This window comes from Planktomarina temperata RCA23 (assembly GCF_000738435.1).
GTDB classification, from domain to species: domain Bacteria; phylum Pseudomonadota; class Alphaproteobacteria; order Rhodobacterales; family Rhodobacteraceae; genus Planktomarina; species Planktomarina temperata.
Genome location: NZ_CP003984.1, coordinates 1,131,666 through 1,147,193, shown reverse-complemented (window position 1 = coordinate 1,147,193; position 15,528 = coordinate 1,131,666). Strand labels below are relative to the sequence as shown.

General features: G+C 54.9%; 12 protein-coding genes. 5 read left to right on the top strand and 7 right to left on the bottom strand.

Annotated elements, in window-relative coordinates; all coding sequences use genetic code 11:
- Nucleotides 1-30: 30 nt before the first annotated feature.
- From RCA23_RS05460 to RCA23_RS05450, 3 genes are all read right to left on the bottom strand, one after another.
- Complete coding sequence (locus RCA23_RS05460) at nucleotides 31-1,314, bottom strand: DUF3422 family protein (protein ID WP_044049456.1); 1,284 nt, start codon at nucleotides 1,312-1,314, stop codon at nucleotides 31-33.
- 67 nt (nucleotides 1,315-1,381) lie between these two features.
- On the bottom strand, nucleotides 1,382-2,815 hold the full coding sequence (locus tag RCA23_RS05455; protein ID WP_044049455.1) for an NAD(P)(+) transhydrogenase (Re/Si-specific) subunit beta: 1,434 nt from the start codon (nucleotides 2,813-2,815) through the stop codon (nucleotides 1,382-1,384).
- Between the two features lie 13 nt (nucleotides 2,816-2,828).
- Nucleotides 2,829-4,400: a Re/Si-specific NAD(P)(+) transhydrogenase subunit alpha gene (locus tag RCA23_RS05450; RefSeq protein WP_044049454.1), complete on the bottom strand. Its 1,572-nt coding sequence runs from the start codon at nucleotides 4,398-4,400 to the stop codon at nucleotides 2,829-2,831.
- Between the two features lie 158 nt (nucleotides 4,401-4,558).
- Here RCA23_RS05450 and RCA23_RS05445 point away from each other — a divergent pair, with 158 nt between their 5' ends.
- Complete coding sequence (locus RCA23_RS05445; protein ID WP_044049453.1) at nucleotides 4,559-5,314, top strand: SDR family NAD(P)-dependent oxidoreductase; 756 nt, start codon at nucleotides 4,559-4,561, stop codon at nucleotides 5,312-5,314.
- On the opposite strand, the gene RCA23_RS05440 is transcribed toward RCA23_RS05445, so the two are convergent.
- The 3 genes from RCA23_RS05440 to RCA23_RS05430 all read right to left on the bottom strand — a co-directional run bounded on the left by RCA23_RS05440 (nucleotide 5,311) and on the right by RCA23_RS05430 (nucleotide 8,998).
- Nucleotides 5,311-6,075: a gamma-glutamyl-gamma-aminobutyrate hydrolase family protein gene (locus RCA23_RS05440; RefSeq protein WP_044049452.1), complete on the bottom strand. Its 765-nt coding sequence runs from the start codon at nucleotides 6,073-6,075 to the stop codon at nucleotides 5,311-5,313. The two genes, RCA23_RS05445 and RCA23_RS05440, sit on opposite strands and share 4 nt — an antisense overlap.
- Before the next feature lie 294 nt (nucleotides 6,076-6,369).
- Entirely contained in the window at nucleotides 6,370-6,798 is a 429-nt protein-coding gene (locus RCA23_RS05435; RefSeq protein ID WP_044049451.1) for a GlcG/HbpS family heme-binding protein, read from the bottom strand.
- A gap of 61 nt (nucleotides 6,799-6,859) precedes the next feature.
- Nucleotides 6,860-8,998 carry a malate synthase G gene (locus RCA23_RS05430; protein WP_044049450.1) on the bottom strand — a complete coding sequence of 713 codons (2,139 nt, stop codon included), beginning with the start codon at nucleotides 8,996-8,998 and terminating at the stop codon, nucleotides 6,860-6,862.
- Between the two features lie 218 nt (nucleotides 8,999-9,216).
- Between RCA23_RS05430 and pepN the strand changes: the two genes are divergently transcribed.
- Both pepN and gatB read left to right on the top strand, forming a co-directional pair.
- Nucleotides 9,217-11,769 (top strand): aminopeptidase N, encoded by a 2,553-nt coding sequence (gene pepN, locus RCA23_RS05425; RefSeq protein ID WP_044049449.1) that lies wholly within the window; start codon nucleotides 9,217-9,219, stop codon nucleotides 11,767-11,769.
- Nucleotides 11,770-11,857: 88 nt separating this feature from the next.
- A complete protein-coding gene (gatB, locus tag RCA23_RS05420) occupies nucleotides 11,858-13,369 on the top strand; it encodes an Asp-tRNA(Asn)/Glu-tRNA(Gln) amidotransferase subunit GatB (RefSeq protein ID WP_044049448.1) in 1,512 nt (503 codons plus the stop codon).
- 23 nt (nucleotides 13,370-13,392) lie between these two features.
- On the opposite strand, the gene RCA23_RS05415 is transcribed toward gatB, so the two are convergent.
- A complete protein-coding gene (locus RCA23_RS05415) occupies nucleotides 13,393-13,665 on the bottom strand; it encodes a BolA/IbaG family iron-sulfur metabolism protein (protein ID WP_044051322.1) in 273 nt (90 codons plus the stop codon).
- 66 nt (nucleotides 13,666-13,731) lie between these two features.
- Between RCA23_RS05415 and RCA23_RS05410 the strand changes: the two genes are divergently transcribed.
- A complete protein-coding gene (locus RCA23_RS05410) occupies nucleotides 13,732-14,361 on the top strand; it encodes a DnaJ domain-containing protein (protein WP_044049447.1) in 630 nt (209 codons plus the stop codon).
- 178 nt (nucleotides 14,362-14,539) lie between these two features.
- Nucleotides 14,540-15,526 (top strand): cobaltochelatase subunit CobS, encoded by a 987-nt coding sequence (gene cobS / locus RCA23_RS05405; protein ID WP_081870903.1) that lies wholly within the window; start codon nucleotides 14,540-14,542, stop codon nucleotides 15,524-15,526.
- Nucleotides 15,527-15,528: the final 2 nt, after the last annotated feature.

Below are 15,528 nucleotides of genomic sequence, written 5' to 3'. Positions count from 1 at the left end.
CATTTTTGCACAGGTCAAGAGGCTTTTAAATCAATGCGGGATATGCTTGCGAATTCGGCGCAGGGCGAGATAGACCGATCCCACGACCAAAGGCACCACTGCGGTGGTCAGAACACTTTTTGACATGCCCATCACACCGGACAAAGGCGTCAGAACATAAAGCGACAGGCCCGTGGCGTAATAGCTTATTGCGACGACTGACAGCCCCTCAACGGTTCGTTGCAGCTGCAACTGCACATCTGCGCGGCGATTCATACTGCTCAAAAGCTCCTGGTTTTGCGTTTGCCGCTCCACGTCGACACGCGTCCGCAGCAAATCACCGGTGCGAATGGCCCGAGAAATGAGATCTTGGAGTCGGTTATCCAGCGCTTGGACCGTGCGCATGGCAGGATCAAACCGGCGCATCATAAATTCGCGAAAGCTCTGACGCCCTTCGAATTGGGATTCTCTCAAAACTTCAATGCGTTGCGCCACAATTGCCGCATAGGCTTTGCTGGCGGAAAATCGATAGGCCACCGCGGCCGAATGCCCCTCAAGATCTGCTGAGAGTTTCAACAATCCGTTGAGGTTATCTTCCGCCGAGACCTGATCATCGGCCAAATCGGCCACCAAAGCCGACAGGTTCGTGTCAACGGCATTTAATTCTACCGACAAGCTGCGCGCGCGCATGAGGCCCAGCATCGACATGGTTTTATAGACCTCAATCTCATTGAGACGCTGAACAATCCGCCCCACACGACGCCGGCCGGTCGAGGCCGGCACAAAGACCGCAAAACGCATATTCCCATTGCCATCCATGCGGTAATCCCCCGCAATAACGGCCGCACGGTCCAAGACCCGGCTGGCCGCCAAGCTTTCTGAGACAAACCAACCGTCCAGCTTGTCCTTAATGCTTTGCGTGTCCTGGTCTTCCTCAACCCTTATCGAAGTCGAGCTGAGCGTTGTTCCGGGCATAGCGGCCTGCCACGCGGCGGGAAAGATCGCAAATTCACTTCCATCGAAGGCTGCATCGCCCAGGCCATCGACAAAAGCCGTATAGGTTACAAATTCGGTATGACATTCCCATTTGACCCAAACCTCCCCTAACTGACCAAAAAAATGCGACTCCGTTTCAGCGGGATGGGCCACGTTGTAATGATCGAGCAGACGCAAGAAATGGGCCCGATCCGCCGCCTCATCGCGGCCAGAATCATTCTGCGCTGAGGTATAGGCAAAAAACGCCGCGCGCGCAGGGGCGGAAATATGAGGAAATGGCCGCGCATGTAGCTCAGACGCAGTGGCGTGGCGCAAAGGATGATCGATCAACTGTGCCATAAAACAGCCTTACCTTGAACTCAAAAAGCAGCGTCGCCAGGGTGCAATCTGGCGACGCCATGTTTTATTACTCTATCATCGGAAGCAGCTTGTCCAATGAGGCTTTTGCATCCCCATAGAACATCCGCGTATTTTCTTTGAAGAATAGCGGGTTTTCGATGCCCGAATAGCCGGTGCCCTGCCCCCGTTTGGACACAAACACCTGTTTCGCCTTCCAACATTCCAAAACCGGCATCCCAGCAATGGGGCTGTTGGGATCATCTTGGGCTGCCGGATTCACAATGTCATTTGATCCGATGACAATGGCCACATCTGTGTCTGGGAAATCATCGTTGATTTCATCCATCTCCATGACGATGTCATAGGGCACCTTCGCTTCGGCCAAGAGCACATTCATGTGACCGGGCAAACGGCCCGCAACGGGGTGAATGGCGAAGCGCACATTCTTGCCCTTAGCGCGCAGTTTGCGCACCAATTCCGAAACCGATTGCTGCGCCTGAGCCACGGCCATCCCGTAGCCCGGAATGATGATAACGCTGTCAGCTTCATTCAAAGCGGTCGCAACCCCATCTGCCTCAATGGCCACTTGCTCGCCTTCCACAGCCATTTGCGGACCTGCTGTTCCGCCAAAGCCGCCAAGGATCACGCTGACAAAAGAGCGATTCATCGCTTTGCACATGATGTAGGACAAAATCGCACCTGACGATCCGACCAAAGCGCCCACGACAATCAACAAATCATTGCCAAGGCTGAAGCCAATCGCTGCGGCCGCCCAACCCGAGTAGGAGTTGAGCATGGAGACCACAACCGGCATATCCGCGCCGCCAATGCCCATGATCAAATGATAGCCAATGAACAAAGCCATAAGGGTCAAAATCATCATCGGCATCAAGGCGCCAGAATTCAGATACCAGATCAGCGAGGCCAATGAGACCAATGCCGCCGTGGCATTGAGCACATGCCCGCCTGGCAGTTTTGTGGCAGCAGAATTCACTTTGCCCGCCAATTTTCCGTAAGCGATCACAGATCCTGTGAAGGTGACAGCCCCAATCCAAATCCCGAGCGATGTCTCAACCCGCAAGATATTGATCTCGACCGCGGTCTTTTTCGCCAAAAGGGCCGCAAAACCTTCTAAAGATTTACGCGCGCTCTCATCCATGGCCGCAACATTGACCAGCTCAAAATGCGTATTGAACCCAACAAACACAGCTGCCAGCCCGACAAGGGCATGCATGCCGGCCACCAGCTCTGGCATTTGGGTCATTTCAACTTTTGATGCCAGTTGATAGCCAATCAACCCACCGGCCGCGATCAAAACCAAAGACAACTCCCAAAGACCAAACCCGGGTCCAAACAATGTGGCTGTCACCGCCAGCGCCATGCCGACAATGCCATACCAAACGGCCCGTTTGGCACTTTCTTGGCCCGACAAACCGCCGAGGGACAAAATGAAAAGAATAGCCGCAACAACATAGACGGCAGTGGTAAAGCCCATTTCCATAGTATCGACCTCCTTAAGATTTCTGGAACATGGCAAGCATGCGCCGGGTTACGAGAAAGCCGCCAAAAATGTTGATGCCCGCAAAGAACACCGCGATCGCCGCGAGTACGGTCACAAGGAAGCTGGTCGATCCAACTTGCAGCACCGCGCCCAAGATGATGATCGAGGAAATCGCATTGGTCACCGCCATCAACGGCGTATGCAACGAATGGCTGACATTCCAAATGACTTGGAAGCCGACAAAGACCGACAGAACAAACACGATAAAATGCTGCATAAAGCTTGCCGGTGCGTAGCTGCCGACCAAAAACAGCAGCGCCCCACCAATGGCCAGTAAAGCGACTTGGTTCTGGGTTTGCTTTTTGAAAGCCTGCACCTCTTCGGCGCGCTTTTCCTCAGCGGTTTTCTCGGGCAGTTTTTCTTTTGGTTTGGCCGCAATGGCCTGAATTTTGGGCGGCGGCGGCGGGAAGGTGATTTCTCCGGCATGGGCGATGGTCGCCCCGCGGATGACGTCGTCTTCCATATCATGCACAATAACCCCATCTTTTTCCGGGGTAAGGTCTGAGACCATGTGGCGGATGTTGTTGGCATAGAGCGTGCTGGCCTGCGCCGCCATCCGGCTTGGGAAATCCGTGTAGCCGATGATGATCACACCATTATCGGTCACGATCCGCTCATCCATGACCGTCAATTTGCAATTTCCGCCTTTCTCTGCGGCCAAATCAATAATCACAGAGCCGGGCTTCATGCTGGCCACCATGTCAGCGGTCCAAAGCTCAGGCGCTTCGCGATTGGGAATCAAAGCTGTGGTGATCACAATGTCCATATCAGGTGCGATCTCGCGAAATTTGGCCAATTGCGCGGCCGCAAACTCTGGTGAGGAGACGGCAGCATAGCCGCCTGTCGCGGCCCCATCGGCCTGCTCCTCTGAGAAATCCAAGAAGACAAACTCTGCACCCATTGATTCGACCTGCTCGGCCACCTCTGGACGCACGTCAAATGCGTAGGTTATCGCCCCAAGAGAGGTCGACGTCCCAATCGCCGCAAGCCCAGCCACACCCGCGCCAACCACCAAAACTTTGGCAGGGGGCACTTTGCCGGCGGCGGTGACCTGGCCTGTGAAGAACCGGCCGAAATTATTACCAGCCTCAATCACCGCTCGGTACCCAGCAATATTGGCCATCGAAGACAGCGCGTCCATTTTCTGAGCGCGGCTGATCCGCGGCACCATATCCATGGCAATGACGCTGGCGCCTTTGGATTTGGCCAGCTCCATGAGATCCTCATTGGCCCCGGGGTAGAAAAATGAAATCAATGTTTTTTCAGGAGAAAGTCGTTTGATTTCCGCCTCAGTCGGCGGGCGAACCTTAACGATAACATCGCAGGCTTTGGTCAAAGCGGCCGCGGTGGCGGCAACTTTGACGCCGGCGGCCTTATACTGCGCATCACTAAAACCCGCGGCACTGCCAGCACCTTTTTGGACCACACACTCATGACCAAGTTTCTGTAACTGAATTGCGCTTTCTGGTGTTAAGGCGACGCGCTGTTCGCCGGTAGAAATCTCTTTGAGAGCTCCAATTTTCATAATTTTCGTCCTTTCATGACGCGGTCTTTCACCGTCCTCGAAACCTTTCGAATGCCGAATGGGTAACGCGCGCAATAATATTGCGCAACTGATCTAGCGTGGCTTTTCGCCGCAAAATGTGAGTATATTTCTGCATACAAAGATTGAGGGGAATAATTTTGCTACTCACAGGAAAAAATGCCGTCATCACGGGCGGCGGCACAGGGATCGGTCTGGCCATCGCGCGCAAATTGGCTGCGGAAGGTTGCAATGTGGCCATCACCGGGCGGCGTTTGGACGTGTTGGAACAGGCCGCCGACTCTTTTCGAGGCTATGCCGTCAAGATGGATGTGGCCCATGAAGCCTCGGTGGTCACGGGCATGCAATCCATTGCAGATCACTTTGGAAGCATTGATATTTGCATCGCAAATGCCGGAATTGCAGAGGGGCAAAATATCCGCAATTCCAGCTTCGATTTCTGGCGCAAAATCATGGCGATCAATCTGGACGGGGCCTATCTGACCATCCGCGAATCTCTGCGGCATATGCCGGTGAAAGACTGGGGCCGAGTCTTGGCCGTTTCATCCATCGCCGGGGTGCGCGGATTGAAGGGGGCACATGCCTATAGCGCCTCCAAACATGGCGTGATCGGGATGATCCGCGCGCTCTCCGCCGATCACGCGAAATTGCCCATCACATTTAATGCGATATGCCCCGGCTATGTCGACACTGACATCATTGAACGCAATACACAAAGTATCTCTGAGCGCGCGCATATTAGCCATGACGAGGCCCGCGCCTTGATGGTCGATCTGAACCCGCATGGGCGGCTGATTACAGCAGAGGAGGTCGCCTCCGCCGCTCTTTGGCTGTGCAGCCCCGGCTCAGACAGTTTTGACGGGCAAGCCATGGAAATCTCAGGCGGGCAACCCTAGGCAGGCCCGCTGCGCGCGGCACGCCATTCATAGACCGCCGCACCAAAGGCCGAAAACAGTGGCCGGGACACCGGATCTTGCGCGGCGCTATATTCTGGATGCCACTGCACGCCCACACCGAAGCCTTTGGAGTCTTTTATATAAATCGCCTCGGGGGTGCCGTCCGGGGCGTGGCCATCAATCACCACACGCGGCCCCGGCTCTTTGATCCCTTGGCCATGCAACGTATTGGTGCGCACGACCTCCGCCCCAAGCATCCGCGCGAAGACCCCGCCTGGAGTGAAGCATACATCATGGCGCAGCGCAAATTTCTCTTCCAAAGTGCCATCAGGCGGCATGCGATGATTGTCGCGCCCTGGCAAGTCACGGATCTCAGGGTGAAGACTGCCGCCCATCGCGACGTTCATTTCCTGAAACCCACGACAAATCGCCAAATAGGGCTGACCGCGCGTCACCAGGGCGCGGATCAACGGCAAGGCCAGGCCATCGCGTTTCTCATCCATATCCCCGTGATCTTCCGTCAGATCTTCGCCATATTCTTTCGGATGCACATTGGGGCGCCCACCGGTGAAAACAAAGCCGTCGCAAGCCTCCATGAGCTCCTCAATCGGGGCAAGAAGCGCATCAGGTGGGACGATAACGGGCAAAGCGTTGCAAATCTCGCGCACCGCCCGAGAATTCATCTCACCCGCCCCATGCACCAAATACTCTGAATTGATCAGATGGGGATTTCCAATAATGCCGATAACGGGACGCACCATAGTCACACCTTATGCGAGTTTGCCCAGATATAGGATGTCCATGACCAGCAGGCCAGCCCTCAAATAAAAACCTATGTAAGAAAAGCACCGAGGCACATGCGGCCGCAAGGGGCCGCAAATGCCAACCAATGCTGAGGCCGCGCGCTGTGTCTTGCGCCAAAGCGCTCTAGCCAGAGAAGGCGCGCAGCCTGAAAAATAACCGCATCCGCACAAAAAAGGAGCGCCTATGCGCTCCTTTATGAGCCAGTGTCACCGCACCGGCGCCTTAATGGCCACATATGCCCCAAGACAAGATTAACCCTCGCCAACCAAGCCCGAGCCCTCAATACCGGCCATGGCGGCAATCAGGTCATTGTCAGAGGTGTCACCGGTCACACCAACAGCGCCGACCACGCCGCCTTTTTTGTCGCGCAGCAAAACGCCCCCAGGAACTGGGATCACTTTGCCACCATAAAGGCCGTTCACCGCGGTCATAAAATAGGCCTGCTGTTCCGCACGCGCCATTTGAGCCGTGCCGCCCATGCCGAGCATGATTGAGCCAAAGGCCTTGGCTTGTGCAATGGCAAACCGGCCCGGCGCCGCCCCATCTTCGCGCTCAAAGGCAATCACATGCCCACCGGCATCCAGCACCACCACTGAGAGCGGTTTAAGCTCAAGCTCTTTGCCCTTGGATAACGTCCCGCGGATGATAGATTTTGCTTTTCTAAGGTTAATATCAGGCATCAGTTTTCTTTCGAGTGAACCCCGCGAAATCACGGGTTTAAGTAAAAGTGAAGCACAGTGGTCACTGCGCCTGCGCGGCTTTCAATTCCAATCTCCGGCGATGCAGGACTGGTTCCGTATAACCGGAAGGCTGCACCCGACCTTCAAACACGAGATCACAGGCCGCTTTAAAAGCGATCCCGTCAAAACCCGGAGCCATGGGCGTATAGCTGGCGTCACCCGCATTTTGCCCATCGACCACAGCGGCCATTTTTTTCATGGCGGCCATCACCATATCGCGGTCAATAACATCATGATGCAACCAATTTGCCAAGGCCTGCGAAGAAATGCGGCACGTCGCACGGTCTTCCATCAGCCCCACATTGTGGATGTCTGGCACTTTCGAACAGCCAACGCCACTGTCCACCCAGCGCACAACGTAGCCTAAGATGCCTTGCGCGTTGTTTTCAATCTCTTGCGTCAGCTCATCGGGTGACCAATTGCTGCCGGCGGCCACAGGAATGGTCAACAGGTCATCAAGACCGCGGCGCGGGCCTTTGGCTTTCAGCTCTGCTTGCACCGCCATCACATCAACCTGATGATAATGGGTGGCATGCAGGGTCGCGGCCGTTGGGCTTGGAACCCAAGCACAGGTCGCACCCGCTTTTGGATGACCCATTTTTTGCGCCAGCATATCACCCATCAAATCCGGCATGGCCCACATGCCTTTGCCAATCTGCGCCTTGCCCTGCAAACCGCATGCCAAACCGATATCAACATTTCGGTCTTCATAGGCATTGATCCAAGGGGTGACTTTCATCTGCCCCTTTGGAATCATGGGCCCCGCTTCCATCGAGGTGTGAATTTCATCGCCCGTGCGATCCAGGAAGCCAGTATTAATAAAGGCCACCCGCGCCTCGGCCACTTTGATGCAGGCTTTGAGGTTGGCGCTTGTACGGCGTTCCTCATCCATGATGCCGAGCTTTACGGTATTTTGCGGCAAGCCCAAAATGCGCTCGACCCTGGTGAAGATTTCATCTGCAAATGCCACCTCATCGGGGCCATGCATCTTGGGTTTGACCACATAAACCGAGCCATGCAGCGAGTTGCCACCTGAGCGCTGTAAATCATGCATCGCGATCAGCGTCGTGCACAGAGCGTCCAACAAGCCTTCGCCAATTTCCAGCCCATCATGATCAATGACCGCCGGGTTCGTCATCAAATGCCCAACATTGCGCACCAACATGAGCGCGCGGCCTTTGAGTGTGTGGGTCTCACCTGCATTTAGATAGCTGCGATCTGCGTTTAAGACCCGGTCAAAGGATTTGCCGCCCTTACTCACCGTCTCACGCAGATCACCGCGCATCAATCCAAGCCAGTTGCGATAGGCCACAACCTTATCTGCCCCATCGACCGCGGCCACGGAATCTTCACAATCCATAATGGCCGAAATCGCGCTTTCCAGCAGGATATCGTCCACATGCGCTTTATCCCCGCTGCCTATATTACCCTTCGGGTCAATTTGAATGGCAATATGCAGACCGTTTTTCTGCAAAACCACTTCCACCAACGCACCGCTATCGTCCCGGTTCATCCCGATATATTGCGATGGATCCGCAAGAGCGGGAACCAGGGCATCCCCCACAACCTCATAGGCTGTCACATCCGCATGTGTGCCAGAGGCCAAGGGCGCGACTTGATCCAAATAGGCTTTGGCCCAGTCGATCACGCGCGCACCGCGCGCCGCATCATAGCCACCACCGCTTGGCAAGTCACCCATAGCATCCGTGCCGTAAAGCGCATCATAGAGGCTGCCCCAGCGGGCATTGGCTGCGTTCAACGCATAGCGCGCATTCATGATCGGCACCACAAGTTGCGGGCCGGGCGTTGACGCAATTTCGGGGTCTACATTTTGAGTCGTCACCGAAAAATCCGCCGGTTCCGGCACCAAATAACCAATCTCTTTCAAAAAGTCTTGATAGGCGGCAGCGTCATGCGCCTGACCGCGGCGCGCGATGTGCCAGGCGTCAATTTTTCCCTGCATATCTGAACGTTGCGCCAGAAGGGCCCGGTTTTTTGGACCCAACTCATGCGCCAATTCTGACAGGCCATCCCAAAACCGAGCGGCGCTGATCGGCAAACCGTCCAAAGCTTCAGACTCGATGAACTTATGTAACTCTTCGGCCACCGAGAGGCCTGAAACTTGGATATATTTTGGCATAGTCGCAATCTCCAGAATTGTGTGATCCTAAAATGCGGATCACTTTGGGTCTGGTTACCCAGCTCACCTGTGAATTTCAAGGTAAATTGGTTACTATTTTGTACCAATTTTCCTTTCGGGGACAAATTCCACTCCCTGCGTGAAGTTTTCTTGCCGCGCTTATTCCAACTGACCCCGAAGGTCGCTAGGTATCACACACCCATATTAGGAGCCGCGCCATGACTGCCGAAAACTCGCAAACGATCTACCTTAAAGATTACCAAGCGCCCGCCTATTTGGTGGATCACGTCGCGCTTGAATTTGACCTGCACCCTACCGCCACGCGGGTGCGCTCCACGGTGAAATTCCGGCCAAACCCGAACAGCAGTAGCTCCGAATTCTTTCTGCATGGGGAAAATTTGACCTTGCTGTCGGCCTATATCAACGGCGCGGCCGTCACTCCGGTGATCACTGAGGCGGGGTTGAGCTGCACTGTGCCGGATGGGCCTTTCATCTGGCAAAGCGAAGTGGAGATAAACCCCAGCGCCAATACTGAATTGTCGGGCCTTTATATGTCTAACGGCATGTTTTGCACCCAATGCGAGGCCGAGGGCTTTCGGCGCATCACCTACTACCCCGATCGCCCCGATGTCATGGCGCCCTTCGATGTGACGATCCATAGCGACCTGCCCTATGCCCTGTCCAATGGTGAGCCGATGCGCGATGAGGGCCAAACTCGCCGCTGGCAAGATCCCTGGCCGAAACCGGCCTATCTCTTCGCCTTGGTCGCAGGTGAATTCCAAGTTGTATCCGATCATTTCACCACCGCGTCAGGCAAGCCTGTAGATCTGAATATCTATGTGCGCGATGGCGATCAGGACAAATGCGCCTTCGCCCTCGAGGCGCTCAAGGCCAGTATGGCCTGGGACGAACGTGTTTATGGCCGCGAATATGACCTTTCTGTCTTCAATATCGTCGCCGTAGATGATTTCAACATGGGCGCGATGGAAAACAAAGGCCTGAATATATTTAATTCCTCCGCCGTTCTGGCCAGTCCTGAAACCACAGTGGACGGCAATTTCGAACGCATCGAAGCCATCATCGCCCATGAATATTTCCACAATTGGACCGGCAACCGTATCACCTGCCGCGACTGGTTCCAATTGTGTCTCAAAGAGGGGCTGACTGTGTTTCGCGACCAACAATTCAGCGCCGATATGCGGGGCGCAGAGGTGCGACGCATCGAAGATGTCGCCGCCCTGCGTGGACGACAATTTCGCGAAGACAGCGGCCCCCTGGCCCATCCCGTCCGGCCCGAGAGCTTTGTGGAAATCAATAATTTTTATACAGCCACCGTCTATGAAAAAGGCGCAGAATTGATCCGTATGCTCAAGCTATTGGTCGGCGATGCGGCCTATAAAAAGGCATTGGACCTCTATTTCGCCCGCCATGATGGGCAGGCCTGCACGATTGAAGATTGGTTGGCCGTGTTCACCGATGTCACGGGGCAAGATCTCAGCCAATTCAAGCTTTGGTACAGCCAGGCCGGCACGCCCATCGTGACCGTGCGCGACCATTTCGCCGATGGCACCTATGAGTTGACACTGACCCAAGTCACACCGCCCACGCCCGGCCAGCCAAACAAACAACCGCTGGTGATCCCCGTTGCACTGGGGCTTTTGTATCCAGACGGGACGGAAGCGCTGGACACGCAGCTGCTGGTGCTCACCGAAGCCGAGCAGAGCTTCCGGTTCTCAGGCCTGCACGCCGCGCCGATCCCATCCCTATTGCGCGGATTTTCCGCCCCTGTGATCATGCAGCGCGAGACCCGCCAAGCCGAACATTTGGTGCAGCTGACCCATGATCCAGATCTGTTCAACCGCTTTGAGGCCAGCCGCGAGCTGGGCAAATCGGCGCTTTTGGCCATGCTTCAGACAGAAGCGGCGCCCGATGATGCCTATTGCGGCGCCCTGTTGCAGGTGATGATCAATGAAGATCTAGATCCGGCCTTCCGCGCCATGTGCTGCGCCCTGCCCGGTCAAGATGAAATCGCCAGAGCCCTCGCAGAGCAAGGCCAGACCCCTGATCCTGTTGCTATTGATGCAGCCGTGCATCAGCTGTCTGAGCATTTGGCGCGTCAAGGCCTTGAGGCGCTTCAAGCGCTTTATCACGCCCACCAGCTCACCGGGCCCTTTTCGCCAGATGCGGCCAGCTGCGGCGCGCGCGCGCTGAGCGCCCTGGCCTTGCGCCTCATCAGCCATGTCGATGGCGGCGCATTGGCTGCAAAGCAATTTGCCCGAGCCGACACGATGACCTTGCAACTTCCAGCGCTTGGCAATCTGAACCGCCATGGCCAAGGAACAGAGGCGGTGGCACAGTTTTACCAGCAATGGCGCCATGAGCGTTTGGTGATCGACAAATGGTTCAGCTTGCAAGTCACCACTTGCCCCGCAAACAAAGCCGTGGCTGTGGCGCGCGATTTGCTCAAACACCCCGATTTCAATTTGAAAAATCCAAACCGATTCCGCGCGCTGATTGGCGCCCTGGCCATGACGCCTGCGGCTTTTCACCAAGCGGATGGATCTGCCTATAATCTGGTGGCCGATCAGCTGATTGCGCTTGATGATATCAATCCGCAACTCTGCGCACGCATGACCACCGTCTTCGAAACATGGCGACGCTATGATGGCGCACGTCAAGCTCTCATGCGCGCCGCACTCAGCCGTCTTGCCGCAAAGCCCAATCTGTCGCGGGACACAAAGGAGATGGTCACCCGGCTTTTGGACGCCTAAATCACCACGATAGGCCAGGCGCATCTTGTCGAGCCGGGCGGTTCGCCGTAGAACACGGGCAAACACTTAGATTTATCGGGGCACTGCTATGCTGGACCAAACTTTCGAGACACCCAAACCCAAGGTGATTGCCGGGGCAAAACATGATTGGGAACTGGTGATCGGCCTTGAGGTCCATGCGCAGGTGACCTCAAAAGCCAAGCTCTTTTCCGGAGCCTCCACCCAATTTGGCGCCGAACCCAACTCAAATGTCGCCTTTGTGGACGCCGGAATGCCCGGCATGTTGCCCGTTATTAATGAGGAATGCGTGGCCCAAGCGGTGCGCACCGGGCTTGGGCTCAAAGCACAGATCAACACATTCTCAGCCTTTGATCGGAAAAACTACTTCTACCCCGACTTGCCACAGGGCTATCAAATCAGCCAGCTGTATCATCCGATTGTCGGAGAGGGCGAAGTCTTCGTCGAATTGGGAGATGGAACAGCGCGTTTGGTGCGCATTGAACGCATTCACCTGGAGCAAGATGCCGGCAAATCGGTGCATGATATGGATCCCAACAACTCCTTTGTGGATCTCAACCGCACCGGCGTTGCGCTGATGGAAATCGTCAGCCGCCCCGACATTCGCGGCCCCGAAGAGGCGGCGGCCTATGTCACCAAGCTGCGCCAAATCATGCAATATCTCGGCACCTGCGATGGCAATATGCAAAACGGCAGCCTGCGGGCCGATGTCAATGTCTCGGTCTGCCGGCCTGGGGATTATGAAAAATACCAAGCGACGCAAGATTTCTCCCACCTTGGCACACGCTGCGAGATTAAGAACATGAACTCGATGCGCTTCATGCAGGCGGCGATTGACTTTGAGGCCCGCCGGCAAATTGCCATATTGGAAGACGGCGGTGAGGTAACGCAAGAAACCCGGCTTTATGATGCGGATAAAAACGAAACCCGCTCCATGCGGTCGAAAGAAGAAGCGCATGATTATCGCTATTTTCCCTGCCCTGACCTTCTGCCTTTGGAGATTGAGCAAGAGTGGATCAATGATCTGGCAGCACAGCTTCCTGAGCTGCCAGATGCTAAAAAATCTCGTTTTATCAATGAATTTGGCCTGTCCAATTATGACGCCAATGTCTTGACGGCTGAAACACAGAACGCCAGTTATTTTGAAAAAGTGGCGCAAGGCCGTGATGGGAAAGTTGCGGCCAATTGGGTCATCAATGAACTGTTCGGCCGGATGAAGAAAGATGATGTCACCATCGCCAATTGCCCGGTCACTCCCGATCAGCTCGGCGGCGTTATTGACTTGATAGCAAGCGGTGAGATTTCTGGCAAAATAGCCAAGGACTTGTTTGAAATCGTCTATACAGAAGGCGGCAATCCGGCGGAAATCGTCGAAAGCCGCGGCATGAAACAGGTCACAGACACCGGCGCGATTGAAGCTGCGGTAGATCAAATCATTGCCGACAATCCCGCCCAAGTGGAAAAAGCCAAGCAAAATCCAAAATTGGCGGGCTGGTTTGTCGGGCAAGTGATCAAGGCCACGGACGGCAAGGCCAATCCGCAGGTGGTCAATCAGATTGTGGCGGCCAAACTGGCGCTGTAATTGCGAAGTCTCCCCACGGCTGCCTAGGCGCCGCGCACGGTTAAGGCCAAGGCGTGGATCCGCTCTATACAGTCCCGCCCCAGCGCTGCATGAATGGCCCGGTGCTGGGCAATGCGACTCATACCTGAGAAATGAGCTGCGGTGATGCGCACTTCAAAGTGACTTTCCCCGCCCTCTTGAAACCCGGAGTGCCCGCGATGGGCTTCTGACACGTCAGAAACCTCCAACTCCTGCGGATTAAACGCCTCCCGCAAAGTTTTTTCGATATGATCTGCCGTTCTTTCGAGTTTTATCATCGCCACCCCTTTCATCTTTCTCATTCAGGTCTAAACTCTGATCTCCGAGTCGGAAAGGTGAATGCGATGAAGAAGGATGATCCCTTCGGTTTTGATATGTCCGTATCCACGGCCAAAAAGAATAACCCACGCGGTCGTAGGGGCATGTCAGGCGCTTTCGAGACCTCAACGCGCAAATGCGAACATGCCGGCTGTGTGGAATCTGGAAAGTACCGCGCGCCAAAGTCGCCGGATATTTTGGACGATTATTTTTGGTTCTGTAAAGAACATGTGCGTGAATATAATCTGAAATGGAACTTCTTTGACGGAAACTCCGAAGAGGAGCTGCAAAGACAAATGGACAGTGACCGCGTGTGGGAACGCGAAACCAAACCATTGCGTTCAAGTGAAGAACAACGGGCTTGGGCCCGCCTTGGCGTGGATGACCCGCATCAGGTTTTGGGCGCCAATGCCACGCAAAATCCTGGAAAATCTATCACCGGGGCAACCCGTAAATTGCCGTCCTCTGAACGTCGGGCGCTGGATATTTTGGAAGCCAAAGATCACTGGACCAAGGCCGAAATTCGCAAGGCCTATAAATCCCTGATCAAGGTGCTGCATCCCGATATGAATGGCGGCGACCGCAGCCAGGAAGAACAATTGGGCGAAGTGGTCTGGGCCTGGGATCAGATCAAAGAAAGCCGCAGCTTTAAATAAACCAAATTGCGCCGCCATCGCAGACAGCAAACCGCATCAAGGAACCCAATTTAACAAAAACATAGGGCCAGTGGGCCCATGGCGCAGCGCAACTCGGATTTTGTCTTTCCCTTGCCCTTTGCCGCATTATGTTGCACGAACAGCGCGGCGCACTGCCGGGGTACAAAGGAATGAGACTATGGCTGACACAAGTTTAGATATCGACACACATCCAACTCAAGATATTTCGGTCCGCGAAGTATTTGGAATTGACACAGACATGGTCGTGAAAGGCTTTGCCGAACGCACCTCACGCGTGCCAGATATCGACAGCACCTATAAATTTGACCCAGATACCACTTTGGCCATCCTCGCAGGCTTTGCCTACAACCGCCGCGTCATGATCCAAGGCTATCACGGCACAGGCAAATCGACCCATATTGAACAGGTCGCCAGCCGGTTGAACTGGCCCGCGGTACGGGTCAACCTCGACAGCCATATCAGCCGTATCGACCTCATCGGGAAAGACGCCATCAAGCTTAAAGACGGCAAGCAAGTCACCGATTTTCAAGAGGGCATTTTACCCTGGGCGCTGCGCAATCCCACTGCGATTGTGTTTGATGAATATGACGCCGGGCGCGCGGATGTGATGTTTGTGATCCAACGGGTTTTGGAAGTGGACGGCAAGTTGACCCTGCTCGATCAAAACCAAGTGATCAACCCACACCCCTATTTCCGTATTTTTGCCACAGCCAATACCGTGGGTCTTGGCGATACCACGGGGCTTTATCACGGCACGCAGCAAATCAACCAAGGGCAAATGGACCGGTGGAGCCTGGTGTCTACCTTAAATTATCTCTCCATTGAGGCAGAATCTGCCATCGTTCTTGCCAAGAACCCGCATTACAATACAGAGAGCGGCCGGCGCACCATCAAGCAGATGGTTACCGTCGCCGATCTCTCACGCACCGCCTTCAAAAACGGTGATCTCTCTACGGTGATGTCACCGCGTACGGTCATCGCCTGGGCACAAAACGCTGAGATTTTCCGCAATATTGGCTATGCCTTCCGTTTAAGCTTCCTGAACAAATGCGACGAACTGGAGCGCCAAACAGTCGCCGAATTCTACCAGCGCTGCTTTGACGAAGAATTGCCAGAATCGGCCGTATCGACGAGCATGTCGTAAGC